Source organism: Aquibacillus salsiterrae, assembly GCF_028416595.1.
Classification (GTDB): Bacteria; Bacillota; Bacilli; order Bacillales; family Amphibacillaceae; genus Aquibacillus_A; species Aquibacillus_A salsiterrae.
In genome coordinates this window covers 1-13,069 of record NZ_JAMQKC010000012.1, presented here as the reverse complement: position 1 = coordinate 13,069, position 13,069 = coordinate 1, and the positions used below count along the sequence as shown (strand labels likewise).

The following is a 13,069-nucleotide window of genomic DNA, read 5'->3' as shown; positions in this document are numbered from 1 at the left end:
TCCCTCCCTTCTTCTTTTAATTTTAGGACATGTCTTTGATTTTTGCTGTCCTCACTCGGTTTAAGGCTGCTGCAATTTCAAAGCGGCGTGGTCTTGCTAGTTCGCCTGGATGTTGGTTTGGATAAGGAGAAAAAGAATGTAATCCTTGTTGGTCGATTTGATAATCCAATTTATCCAATAACTCGGAAAAGGATGCGGTTTTGCTTAGTGTATCTTTTTTAGCTAAGTAGTGAATAATTTCAGCTATCATCCGTGTTTGCGACGGATCGATAAGTTGTTCAATATAATGTAACGATACCTCCGTGCGTCCCATTACAATGGTGTGTAACCCTTTTGCTTGCACCTTCGTTTTTTTTCCATGTCTTATATCGAGGCTATTCGGAAGTAAGCAACGTTTCGGAATCTTTCCAAACGATTGTTCCCCATCCTTTTGTCTTGCATTTGGAGTTTGTTGTGCAATTCGTTTTGCTTTGTCAGTAACTTGCTGTGGTAAATATTGGTCCATCATAATTACTTCATCAGCCACATCAAAATAATCACCAGACCCACCCATTACCATAATAGTTGAGACGTTAAGTTCCTGTTTCATTTGCAAAATTTTATCAATGAAAGGTGTAATTGGTTCCTTTTCTTTGGCCACTAATTGCTGCATCCGACTGTCACGAATCATAAAGTTTGTCGCGCTAGTATCTTCGTCAATTAACAAACTTGATGCGGAAGCTTCTAATGCTTCCATAACATTTGCTGCTTGCGATGTACTCCCACTAGCATTCTCAGTAGAAAATAAGTTGGTGTCCTGTTGATGCGGTAAGTCATTGATAAACGGCGAAATATTTACACCGGACACACTTCTTCCATCCTCTGCCCGTACTTTAACCGCGTCGGAGTCAGTAAGTACATACTCCCGACCGTCCCCTTTGATATGAGGGTACACCCCTCGCTCGATTGCCTGCAATAGGGTGCTTTTACCATGGTATCCGCCACCAACAATTAGTGTAATCCCTTGGTTAATAGCCATCCCTGTTAAAGGTTGGTCTCGGTATGGAATACTTATTTCCACCCGGTTTTCCTTTGGACTTTGAAATCGAATTGCATTTGCTAAAGGTTCGTCACTTACTCCGCTCTTTCTAGGCAATATCGAGCCGTCTGCTATAAATGTGATCCAGCCCTTCTCCTTCATTTTTTGGCGAATTACTTGGTGTTGGTCTGCCAATGTAATCACATCATTTATTTCATCATCAAGTTGAAAAATGGAGTTTCCTAGAATTTGTGGAATGGCATCAAAAAACATTTTTGCTGCTTCACGGCTATTAATTTTACGTCCATTTGCCGGTAGCCCAACTGACATGCAGATGGTGATATTGTCTGATTGGATAGTAACAGCTGTTCTGTCAATTATTTCTTGTCCTGGTGAATCTATCATGATTAAACCACTTTTACCAGAGCCTTTTCCTTGGTCCTTATTCGCTTCGATTGCTTTTTCAACTTTGCGAGTAATTAAGTCCTCAACATAAAGTCGTCGATGTTTATCTGTTTTCCATTCTGGTTTCATCCGTTTATAAGCATCCGGAATGATTACTCTAATCTTTGATGGTGAGGCAAATGGATCGCCTTGGACATAGTCAATTACTAGTTCAAAACGGTGAAAGGAATATCTCCCTTGGATTGATTTATATGCTTTATACCCTTTGCCATCTATATCCTTTAATAGATTCTGTAATTTATTCAAGATCATCACCCCTCATTTAACACCTTGCTTTTGACATAGTAACAGAATACAACCTCATTCCTCCCCATTTCAAGCAATCTGAAAAAGAGATATTTTTTAAGAAAAGCGAAGGCAGCCTTGGTCACCCCCGACAAAGCGTAATACAAGCCTCGTAATGGCGATCTTTGCCATGTAGAGGATTGACTTACGACTCGGGACGGGTAGGCGCTGAAGCTAGACGTGGCTGTCGCTGAATGTTATTCATGCTTGGATTCTTTTATTCGAATATTAAAAAACGCAATGCTTCGTTGTCTAATCAACGAAACACTGCGTTGCTCACAGTTGGAGCGGGTGAAGGGAATCGAACCCTCGACATCAGCTTGGAAGGCTGAGGTTTTACCACTAAACTACACCCGCATCTAATAAGAAATTTTTCAATAATGACTCACGTATTTCATGTCCCTGCATCTTCTAGTTTACTCAGTGATGTAAATGCTTCGGGCCAACTCGTAGTTTATTCAAGATGTTATGCTCGTGGCTGAGGTTTTACCACTAAACTACACCCGCATAATTATCATTTGGTAATTTGTATGAAGTAATAGTTAAAACTTATGAAGTGATGTTTTTTATTATAACAACGGATTTTGTTCGTTGCAACAGAAAATTCACTTTTTTTGTCGAAAAATTAACACAATTTTTTTTAGATTGGTTTGCAGATAGGCTAACTTTTATCATTAGGCATAGGATATTACGGAATAATTTGTTATAATGTTTCCATCATTTTACTAAAGAGGGTGAATAAATATGACAGTATATCATCAATTACTAACTCAAGACGGTTTTGTTGGTAAAAATGACTTACATTATCCATTCGAGGAACGAGGACTTCAATTTGGTGATGGAATCTATGAAGTCATTCGTATTTATCAGGGAGAATATTATCTATTAACTGAACATGTGGAGCGGTTATATCGGTCGGCAGAGGCAATAAAGTTAACATTGCCCTTCTCTAAAGATGACATGTATCGTTACATGAATCAATTATTAGAGGTAAATTCGGTTACGAGTGACGCAAAGGTTTACTTACAAGTGACACGGGGTACTGCACCAAGAGACCACGTGTTCCCAGAAAATGTTCCCTCAAACTTATATGCATACGTACAAGATTTACCAAGACCAGTGGATAGTCTAAAAAATGGCGTCTACGCTATTATTCGTCCTGATGAACGCTGGTTAAATTGTTATATTAAGACATTAAACCTACTGCCGAATGTTTTAGCTAAGCAAGAAGCTAAAGAAAATGGATGTTTCGAGGCAATCTTACACAGAGAAAATACGGTAACTGAGTGTAGCTCTTCCAATGTGTATATTGTAAAAGATGGCGTTATCTATACACACCCGGAAACAAAACAGATTTTACATGGCTGTGTTCGTCAAAGGATTAAAACGTTAGTGGAGAACGAGGGTATTCCTCTAAAAGAAATGGCGTTTACGATAGAACAATTAAACGATGCAGATGAAGTATTTTTATCAAGTAGTACAGCAGAAGTAATGCCAATTGTGAAAATCGACGGGCGTACAGTGAAGGATGGTAAACCAGGAAAGTTAACACAATCCATTCAACATGCTTATAAAAAAGACGCAAAATTAATTTAAATAGTACAGCGAAGCTATAGTACTAGAAAAGTCCTCTTTTCTAGTACTATTTTGACATTAGTTAGTTGTTTGCTTAAACCCAATTTCGCTCAATGCCTGTGCTAAATTAGCTAGTGTCTTAACTCCACCAAATTCAATGCCTAACGAAACAACGGTGTGGGCAATTTCAGGCCTTATACCAGTAATAATTGCTTCTACCCCGATTAATCTTAATGCATTAACAACTTGAAACAAATTATGAGCAACGACAGTATCTACAATTGGAACCCCTGAAACGTCAATAAGCATGTAATTCAACTTTAATGCTGTACTTTGTGCTAGTGCGGTTTCCATAATTAATTTACTTCGATATGTATCAATTTCACCAATTAAGGGCAAAACTGCGATATCCTTTGATAACGGAACAACAGGAACAGACAGTTGTTGAAGCGTATTTTGAGCTACTTCAATCATTTGCTTGTTATTCTCAGCAAAAATCTGAGTGAAAATATAATTCGCTTCGTCGATGAGCGGATCGATTATTTTGTTTACATCTAATACGGTGATTGCTGCAAACTTTTCCTCTCTGATTTCTTCAGAAAACGTATCCCAGATTATATCACGGTAGATGGCGAGAGATTTAATCGATCTATCTAATGAAATACCATTATCATTAGCAATAGTTCCCATTTGATTTGCCCATTTTCTCAATTTCTCCATCGATTCTTCAAATTCGCTATATAATGATTCTCCCAAAATATGAAATAATTCGGTTCTCCCTTGAAACACAACGTCTTGACTAATTGATGATCGGTTTAAATGTTCGGTGTATTCGCTATTTTGCATATCCAACGTCAAGCCAGTTAATTTTTCTTTATTTGCTACAATCCTCTTACCAATAAATTCTAACTCTTCTTTCATCTTGAAACCCCTTTTACATCGTTTTAACTTACCTAAGATGACCAAATCCGCCTATTCTTCCTTGTATTAAAATTGTTTTTTTATTCTTAAATCAGTTGATTCTCCGTATGTCGAATTATACCTTATTTCAAACAAAATTTCTCGCTTTTGAAGATATCGACTATTACAGATATTTCTCCTTTATTAAGTTAATGTGATGAATTTCATGTCCGGCGATGACATAGACAAGTGCTCGCGCGGAAATATCATGACCGTTTGCAATACCAGTTTGAAGCCACCTACTCGTTTCGATCATGTTGATAAATGTTAAACTTGCTTGTCTAACCGCCCGGTAATCTTGAACGATGGTTGATATATCATAAGAATTAAAGGCTGCAACCTTCACATATTCTTCTTGGTCATACCCTGGAATTGGAGTTTTATCACCTCTTGCAATTCTTAATAATCGATTGGCAAAAATTCGTTCATTATCAATGATATGTCCACCTATTTCTTTTATTGTCCATTTATTTTGCTCATATCGATACGTTAATTTTTCACTTGGAATTCCAAGTAGAAATTCTGACACTTCCTGCATCTGACTACGCAAAAAAATCCTAATATCCTTGTCCGGGACCAAACTAATATAACGGCTATAAATAGGAGGCATATTCTCCATTCATTGGTTTAGCTAACAAAACAATTCCACCTTTTTTTACTATCATTATACACAATGGAACATATTTTAACTTATCAAATAACATGATAGTAGCCTATTCTAATTAAGGGGTGAGATAAAATGCCAGCTATCACTGGGCAACAATATATCAACCGGATTGACAATAGACAAACGGAAATCTGGCATAACGGGAAAAAAATAACCTCGAAAATTTCTGAACATCCAGCTTTAAAAGGAGCAATCCATAGTCAAGCAAAGTTATATGACTTGCAACATAAAAAGGAATTACTAGACGTGATGACGTATCCTTTACCATCTACCGGTGAACGGGTTGGTACTTCTTTTCTTCAACCAACAACCATCGATGAATTAATTAAACGAAGCAACATGGTTCAACAATGGGCAAAAGTGAGCGGCGGGATGCTTGGCCGAAGCCCTGATTACATGAACACAGTATTAATGACGTTTGCTGCTTCGGCAGAAATTTTGGAAGGAAAAGACAATTGTTACCCTAGCCACTTGGTCAACTTTTATGAAAAAGCACGAGAAGAGGATCTTTCCTTTACGCACACATTTATTAATCCACAAGTGAATCGATCACAGTTATACTTTGAAGATTCAGATGAACCAATTGCCGCCAAAGTAGTTGGTGAAAATGACGATGGAATCATCGTTAAGGGGGCACGTCTGCTTGCCACTCAGGGTGGGATGACTGATGAGGTTATCGTCTTTTCCCCTGGTGGCATTACTGACAAAGCATATGCCTTTGCTTTCGCCATTCCTAGTGACACAAAAGGATTGAAATTTTTAAGTCGTGATTCGTTTGTTGATGGCGATTCAACGTTTGATTATCCGTTAAGTTCAAGGTTTGAAGAATTAGACAGCGTTGTAGTGTTCGATAACGTGCTAGTCCCTTGGGAAAGGGTGTTTTTTTATAACAATATCGAGGTCGCAAATACCTTCAAAAGTAAAAGTGCTTTTCTACCGTTTACGTTGCACCAGGTTGTTAGTAGACAAATTATCAAAGCAGAATTTATCCTTGGCTTAGCAGAGTCAATCGTTGAAACAATAAATATAAGTGAATATCCCCACGTTCAAGATAAAGTTGCTGAAATCATCGCTGCAGTTGAAACGATGAAAGCATTACTGACTAAAGCTGAAACAAATGCAGCAATCGATGAATTTGGTCTGATGCGTCCAGAATTGATACCACTCCAAGTTGCAACATCCTCTTTTCCAAAGCTATATCCGAGACTAACTGAAATCGTTCAATTGCTTGGTTCAAGTGGGATGGTCTCAATTCCTACCGAAGCAGATTTTCAGTCAGACATTAGAGAAGACCTTGAGCAATATTTACAAAGTGCTGCACTAGGCGCTAAGGACCGCGTTCAATTATTTCGCCTAGCCTGGGATGCAACAATGAGTTCATTTGGGAGCAGACAGACACAATATGAGCGATTTTTTCTTGGCAGCCCAGAAAGACTTCGAAGTGAGCTTTACAAAAGCTACAATAAGCAACCACATGTTGATTTTATTCGTGAGTTTTTACGCTGAACGCCTTACTTCATTTGAAAAATTGACAGAAGAAAACGCATGGATTTATTTTTTAATCCATGCGTTTTTCTTTTCGAAGCTTTCTTGGCGTACCTTTTGAAAGTCTTTTTTAAAAGATAAGAGAGTATAAAAAATCCAAGAGCTGTCTAGCTCCGGGCGCCACGGTCAGTCACGGTAAAGAAGGTAAAGGGAATCGTTACAGACTTTTATTTCAGTTAGACCAAGTAATCAGTGATGAAGCGAAAATGAAAGGAATCATTGAGCTTGTAGCAGAGGATTTAAAAGAAAAAGGATTGCCGGTTGATATTCAGGCTAAAAACCCATTACAAGTAGTTCGTGGTGGAATAGATTCAGTATTGATTGACCCTAACAATAAATTAGACACTTACGCTCTTCTGGAGAGAGTAAAAAGAAGAAACCAGAAAAGGCAGCAAGAACTATACAAAGAGTTTGAAAAAGAACTACGTCCTGTACCTTTTGAAGAATTAAAAGCAATGGCGGAAACGATTGGCCATATACCTAGCGGATCAGGACAAGGAGACTTATGGAAAAGGTTAGTTGTAGGGATTAAACATTATTCTAATACTGGCTATATCTCACAAGACGAAGGATTTGAACTCTTCGACATTATCAGTGGCGGAGAACAATCACAAAGATCATGGGAAACATTGCGTTCGAGTGGACAAGCTACAGTTAAAACACTTATCTATGAAGCCAAGCAAAAAGGTTACAAAGGGAAATATACTTACTATGCTAACGAAGAAGCTCCAGAAACCTTTGAACGAGAATTAATAAAAGAGCGTGTTCAAAAAGCCCTTAAATTTTATAAAAAATAAAAATGCCCTCAGCTAAATATGGTAAAATAGAAGTGGCAAAACAACCAAAAATACCAATTTGCGAGGTGCATTTTCATGGAATTACAATTGGAACTAATTCCTTTCCACTATTATAACACACTCGGGTTTGATGTTGAACTGATAGATTACATAGATCATGTAGACGATTCCATTGTATTAGAGAAAATCAAACCACTTTATAAGGACGGCGGTCGTCCTCCTGTGGATCCGAGGGTATACTTTCGGATGCATTATTTGTATTTTACTTGCCCAGAAGTTACGTCTTTTCGAGAATTATGCAGACAGCTCGTAGAACCCAAAATCAAGCTTGGTGCAACTTCATTGGCACACCAAACATAAAGGATGTGCCTGCTCACAGTAGCTTAAGTCATTTTCGTAAATATGTTACACCAGAATTGTTTTATGAAATATTATTTAATCTCATTGGTCAAGCATTAAAGTTGGATGACTTTTTACAACCAACGCTTGCTGGCATTGATTCTAGGCCAGTTTATGCACTTGTGAATGGATATAAAAAGAAACGCTTTAACTGCGAAAACAAAGATACTTGCGAGTGTGAGAAAACATATTCGGATCCCGACGCCAAAGTGGGAGTTCAACGTAACAAGGCAAATCAAAACAAGTTTTTTATAGGGTATCGTAAACACTCTATCGTATGTCCTACACCAACGGGGCCCGTCGTACTTTTGTCCATCATTCTGCCACCAGATACCGCTGACATCGATGTTTTACTTCCATTGGTTGAAAAACTCAAGCAAATTGGCGATCTAAAGGTGGACTACCTAGTAACTGATTTAGGGTATTTTAGTAAAGAAGACCAGGCGACATCCCTAATAGTATCCCCACTATATCCATTTTCATTCATCGTGGTGGCTGATAAGCCATGGGGGTTTTGAACATCCTCTTAAAATCGTTTTTAGTTTAAAAATTAATAAAAACGTAATTTTTGGTAGGAATTTCCTTGTTTGGTATAGAATTAGTTCTTATAACTTTTTTAGGAGGTGATTTTATGTCATTAAAGAAAACTACTTTGTTGATAGCTTTACTTTTTACTCTTGTATCTCCTTTAAATGTTTTCGCTGGTAGTGGCGAATGGGATTATAAAGGAGAACAAAACATTTCTTTTATTTATGTTAAAGATACTTTCACAGACGAATATGTTGCAACGGATGGTGGTAATTTCAAATTAGATATTACCAGCTATGAAACAACATCTAATTCTTTTAGTGCAACAATTTATATTGATGGCGAACCTCGGAATTCAAAAGCTATAACATATTATGGGACAGGCACTATTGAATTTAGCAACATTCCAGCTGGTAGTGTAGTAGATTTCTATATTGGAGTTGAAAAATACGATTCCATTAAAATCGAATTTTATGACTAATGAGATAAACGTCTGCTAAATAGGGATCTTCGTAGACGTTTATTATTTTAAATCTTAATCATTTGTGTTATTTATATATATTTCATAAGATTGAATATTGGAGACAGATTTAAGTTCTGGTGAATTCAATAATTCTTTAGCCTTCTTTTTTATTTCTTTCATTTTTGATTGAACATCTTCGTCAGTTCCTTTGATTTTTGTTTCTATTGTTATGGATTTTTGATAGTCTGCTTTTATATTTCCTACTTCATCATAATCTTGAAGTCCCTTTGATAAGGTTCCTGTTATGGTGAACATTTCTTTATGAAATTGTCTGAATTTTTCTTCCTCTGTAGAATGAGATTGCCTAGTGACAATAACTAAATGTTCTTCAAGAATTGTTTGCTCAATTATTTTTTTTACTGAATTCTTAACATTTCCTTTAACAGAATCAAAATATCCTTGCGTTCCAACTACTTTTATTACAATTTCGTTAGAAGGGTGCGAACTACTTACCGTAGCGATATTATAACCGGATAGTAATAATTCTGTTTTAATATCTTCTAAAGTTTTGTTAATTTCTTTACTCGTTTCTTCACTTAAAGGTTTCGGTTTTGGGTTTTCTGTTGTAGTATTAACGTTATTTACTATGGATTTATCAAAAAAATTATTAGAACTGAATCCTACTAAAGAAAATGTTATTAAAATCCCAGAAAATAACCCAATAATTTTTTTCATGGAACTCCTCCTTTATGAAAAACCTTCCTTTTAATTATTGTTATTCAGCATATACAAATTTATACAATCATTAATATTTCATCTCGAAAAAGCCAGTGATAATTTTTTCCTAATCTTTTTTAATTGTTAAGTAGCATTTCGCTTCTATTTTAGCAACCCTGAATTTTATGTTTTTTACGTTAATTGCCTGAAGGCAAAAGACTGCCATTAAGGCAGTCCACTGTTGGTAAGTATATTCTTTCTTTAGCAACTACTGTTTTAATCAATTCTCCATTCAGTCCTTAGAAAAAGAAGAGTATTTTTTAGTTTTTGCAAATCGAATTAATTTTATACTGTGAAAATTTAATTGATACGATTTCCTCGAAACCCAGCTAGTACCTTGACTTTTCCGGAATTACAAACATATAATATATATAGATGCAGGAGGCAAGTCTGCGCAATATGTTTTTCCCCTTAAAAAAATAAATAAAAAAAGTCCTAGTAAAAATACTAGGACTTTTTTTGATATCTCACAAGTTCATTTTTTAATCATTCAATGGGATTTCTTTTTTTTACGTGGGGCTACCCTACCTCCAACATCATTCACTAGGGATTTTCTTTTTTTTACGAGGGGCTATTCCTAAAGCTACACCAGTTAACACAAGCTTTTTATGATGAACATGGCCATTTAGTTGAAGTTGCTGATAAAAATAGAGATGGAACTTTTAATGACAAAGGTCGAGGTTATGACATTTTGATGGTTAACGTAAAAGGATACCAGTTTGCAATCCCTTTACGTTCATCAATGAATCATAAAGAAAATTTCACTACAAAGTTCGTCCAAGAAAGAGGTAAGAAAGTAAGAAAAGGCTTAGATTATTCCAAAGCTGTGATAATTACAGACAAGCGTTTTGTTTCTTTGCATCCGTTTAAGATTCAACAAGACGAGTTCTTAAAAATAGTTAAAGCAGAGGTTCATATCATAAAATCGTTTAAAAAGTACGTTGATCGATACATTGAAGCTTATAAAAAGAACGATTCGAATATTTTGCGTAAATATAAGTTCTCTACGTTGCAAAATTATCATGACGAATTAGGATGTAAGGTCGAAATTACCGAAATATCAAACGAATCTTAATTGCTGCATCTCCTAAACCGGTTTGGTTAGCCCCTCGGGTCTGACCAAGGCGCGACGACTTGCGCTTTTCTTATTCTGCCTTGCTACTCGGACGGTTACCAACTAGTGTTTGAATGGTTTCTTCCATTAACGCACTAGTTAACCGTTCTTTATAAACAATTTCAGCCAGATCATATACAGCGTTGATTTTTCCTGTGTAATACATTTTATGTATTGCTGTACTCGCTTCCTTTTCTTTTTGTTTGTATTCTCTTAGAAGTTGTTTTTCTTCTTTACTTAGAAACTTTAACTTTTCTACTGGAAATGCCATTTTCTTTTCCACTCACCATCATCCTATCAATAATTCTCTACCCACATTATTGACCAACAATAGCTAGTTAAAACGAATTTAAGTACATATTTTTCATCAAGATTAAATAAACGTATAGGAAAGAAAGGAGTGAACTGCTTGAATCCGACATTATTGCTATACCTTGCTTGTATTTTTGCTGGTTTTTCAATCATAGAAGTTCCTTTAACTGGATTGTTATCATCGTTAGCACCACTTACCTTACTTATCGGCGTCATTACAATTCTCGTATTCAGTTGTGTCATCATTTATCAAGGATTCATGGTTTTGTTTGGCAAAAAAAGAAAACTGTAATACCGAAAACGGGAGAACGCTTATTACGTTAGTCATTATACAGCCTCTCCCGTTTTGATTACTTTGCAATTGTCTGACCTCATTACCTACGATTTATGCTAATCCCAAGCTCTTTCTGTCGATGACATACTCCTTTATCTACTCTTTTTATTAATCTCGAGCTCATTTAGTCGATGGTCTGCCCCTTCATTTAATCTTACTGTATCCAGAATCTAGTAGTGAAAAAGCTAAATATATGGTATTATGGGCATGCTTATACATGGATGAAAATCAAAGGAGTCTCCCTTTTATGAGTCAAATCAAAGAAAAAATTAAGTTGAGTCCACCACAGTTTTTACTAATAATTTTTATATCGTTTATTATAATTGGATCACTTTTATTAAAACTACCATTTGCAACATACAAAGAAATAAGTTGGCTTGATTCCTTTTTCACTGCAACATCTGCCATGACAGTTACCGGGTTAGCAGTGCTTGATACTGGAACAGTTTTTACATTGTTTGGACAACTCGTTATCTTAGGTTTAATTCAAATCGGCGGTCTTGGGATTATGACATTTGCAGTATTTATCTTTTTAATTGCCGGACGTAAAATTGGTTTTAAAGAAAGAATCCTCGTCTCTCAAGCGTTAAACCAATCTTCAATAGGAGGGATTGTTGGATTAGCTAAACGATTGTTTATCTTTTCTACCATCGTTGAAGGAATAGCATTTATTGCATTAGCAGGAAGATGGATCCCTACATTAGGTGTTAAACAAGGGTTGTATGCAAGCTTTTTTCATTCCATTTCATCATTCAACAACGCAGGTTTCTCGATCTGGTCCGATAGTTTATCCGATTATGTCGGAGACCCAGTTGTGAACCTTGTGATAACCTTTTTGTTTATTGTTGGCGGGTTAGGTTTTACTGTTATCTTTGACCTTTGGAAAAAAAAGGATTTCCATAAACTTAGTGTCCATACGAAGCTTATGATTATCGGAACGCTAGTTATCAATGTCGTTGCAACGATTACAGTCTTTATACTCGAATACCATAATCCGGCAACAATTGGTAACTTATCAACTTTCGAGAAACTTCAAGCCTCCTACTTCCAAGCTGTTACGCCTAGAACTGCTGGCTTTAATACACTTGATATTGGTAGCTTACAAGAAGCAACATTGTTTTTTATCATTCTTCTTATGTTTATTGGTGCCGGTAGCGCTTCTACTGGAGGAGGGATTAAGCTCACTACGTTTTTTGCTTTAATCTTTGCCGTCTTTGCTTTTTTAAAAGATAGTGAGGATGTCGTGATTTTCCGACGGGCAATCACTTTTTCAACCATCGTTCGCTCCCTTGCGATTTCGATTATAGGTTTATCCTTCATCTTTTTATCAATTTTCATCCTAAACATAACAGAAGACGCACCATTTATTGATATTGTCTTTGAGTCGGTATCTGCATTTGGTACAGTAGGTCTTTCAACAGGCATAACCGGGGATTTAACATGGATTGGTAAATTAATCATTATTTTTATGATGATGATTGGTAAAGTAGGACCATTAACACTGGCCTTCTCTTTTGCTAATCCAAGAGAAACAGGAATTCGTTATCCAAAAGAAGACCTATTAACAGGTTAACTGTAAAGAAAGGTGTTAGGTTGCTAACACCTTTCTTTTTTCAAAGCTTTTTCATAAGATTTGTAGTTTTAAGGCATCGCAAACTCCGCTAAATCCTCTTTTAACTTACAACTTCAGCTATAAAAATAGCTGTAATTGTCAACTGAAAATTCCCCCACATAGTCATTTAAAATTCCCCCACCTATAATTTTAATATTGGATAGGGGAATGGGAGTTATCAAAACGGTGTGATGCCTAGCTCTTGCTCTAATTCTGAC

13 protein-coding genes, 1 tRNA gene and 1 pseudogene are annotated in these 13,069 nt (G+C 36.2%); 9 read left to right on the top strand and 6 right to left on the bottom strand.

What is annotated here, in order from left to right:
* Nucleotides 1-22: 22 nt before the first annotated feature.
* Together NC799_RS12245 and NC799_RS12240 are read right to left on the bottom strand one after the other, a co-directional pair.
* Nucleotides 23-1,729, bottom strand: a complete 1,707-nt coding sequence (locus NC799_RS12245; protein WP_334313864.1) for an ABC-ATPase domain-containing protein — start codon at nt 1,727-1,729, stop codon at nt 23-25.
* Nucleotides 1,730-2,051: 322 nt separating this feature from the next.
* Nucleotides 2,052-2,125: transfer RNA gene (locus tag NC799_RS12240), tRNA-Gly, on the bottom strand.
* 387 nt (nt 2,126-2,512) lie between these two features.
* On the opposite strand from NC799_RS12240, the gene dat reads away from it, so the two are divergent.
* Nucleotides 2,513-3,364 (top strand): D-amino-acid transaminase, encoded by an 852-nt coding sequence (gene dat, locus NC799_RS12235; RefSeq protein WP_272446734.1) that lies wholly within the window; start codon nt 2,513-2,515, stop codon nt 3,362-3,364.
* Between the two features lie 57 nt (nt 3,365-3,421).
* Here dat and NC799_RS12230 read toward each other — a convergent pair whose 3' ends face one another.
* Together NC799_RS12230 and NC799_RS12225 are read right to left on the bottom strand one after the other, a co-directional pair.
* On the bottom strand, nt 3,422-4,264 hold the full coding sequence (locus NC799_RS12230) for an STAS domain-containing protein (protein ID WP_272446733.1): 843 nt from the start codon (nt 4,262-4,264) through the stop codon (nt 3,422-3,424).
* Nucleotides 4,265-4,427: 163 nt separating this feature from the next.
* A complete protein-coding gene (locus NC799_RS12225; RefSeq protein ID WP_272446732.1) occupies nt 4,428-4,853 on the bottom strand; it encodes a DinB family protein in 426 nt (141 codons plus the stop codon).
* Between the two features lie 189 nt (nt 4,854-5,042).
* Between NC799_RS12225 and hpaB the strand changes: the two genes are divergently transcribed.
* From hpaB to NC799_RS12200, 5 genes are all read left to right on the top strand, one after another.
* Nucleotides 5,043-6,476: a 4-hydroxyphenylacetate 3-monooxygenase, oxygenase component gene (gene hpaB / locus NC799_RS12220; RefSeq protein WP_272446731.1), complete on the top strand. Its 1,434-nt coding sequence runs from the start codon at nt 5,043-5,045 to the stop codon at nt 6,474-6,476.
* A gap of 245 nt (nt 6,477-6,721) precedes the next feature.
* Nucleotides 6,722-7,312: a hypothetical protein gene (locus NC799_RS12215; RefSeq protein WP_272446730.1), complete on the top strand. Its 591-nt coding sequence runs from the start codon at nt 6,722-6,724 to the stop codon at nt 7,310-7,312.
* 75 nt (nt 7,313-7,387) lie between these two features.
* Nucleotides 7,388-7,672 (top strand): transposase, encoded by a 285-nt coding sequence (locus NC799_RS12210; RefSeq protein ID WP_272446729.1) that lies wholly within the window; start codon nt 7,388-7,390, stop codon nt 7,670-7,672.
* Nucleotides 7,609-8,229, top strand: a complete 621-nt coding sequence (locus tag NC799_RS12205) for a transposase (protein WP_272446728.1) — start codon at nt 7,609-7,611, stop codon at nt 8,227-8,229. Before NC799_RS12210 ends, NC799_RS12205 begins: the two co-directional genes overlap by 64 nt.
* A gap of 113 nt (nt 8,230-8,342) precedes the next feature.
* Nucleotides 8,343-8,720, top strand: a complete 378-nt coding sequence (locus NC799_RS12200; protein WP_272446727.1) for a hypothetical protein — start codon at nt 8,343-8,345, stop codon at nt 8,718-8,720.
* 54 nt (nt 8,721-8,774) lie between these two features.
* On the opposite strand, the gene NC799_RS12195 is transcribed toward NC799_RS12200, so the two are convergent.
* Nucleotides 8,775-9,437, bottom strand: a complete 663-nt coding sequence (locus NC799_RS12195) for a hypothetical protein (RefSeq protein WP_272446726.1) — start codon at nt 9,435-9,437, stop codon at nt 8,775-8,777.
* A 646-nt stretch (nt 9,438-10,083) separates the two neighbouring features.
* Here NC799_RS12195 and tenpIN point away from each other — a divergent pair.
* A pseudogene (gene tenpIN, locus NC799_RS12190) lies at nt 10,084-10,554 on the top strand (type III toxin-antitoxin system TenpIN family toxin); the annotation flags it as partial.
* Nucleotides 10,555-10,624: 70 nt separating this feature from the next.
* Here the strand turns inward: tenpIN and NC799_RS12185 are convergent.
* Complete coding sequence (locus NC799_RS12185) at nt 10,625-10,876, bottom strand: hypothetical protein (RefSeq protein ID WP_272446724.1); 252 nt, start codon at nt 10,874-10,876, stop codon at nt 10,625-10,627.
* 126 nt (nt 10,877-11,002) lie between these two features.
* On the opposite strand from NC799_RS12185, the gene NC799_RS12180 reads away from it, so the two are divergent.
* Nucleotides 11,003-11,197 (top strand): hypothetical protein, encoded by a 195-nt coding sequence (locus NC799_RS12180; RefSeq protein ID WP_272446723.1) that lies wholly within the window; start codon nt 11,003-11,005, stop codon nt 11,195-11,197.
* Between the two features lie 289 nt (nt 11,198-11,486).
* Nucleotides 11,487-12,812 (top strand): TrkH family potassium uptake protein, encoded by a 1,326-nt coding sequence (locus NC799_RS12175; protein WP_272446722.1) that lies wholly within the window; start codon nt 11,487-11,489, stop codon nt 12,810-12,812.
* The last annotated feature ends 257 nt before the right edge of the window (nt 12,813-13,069 follow it).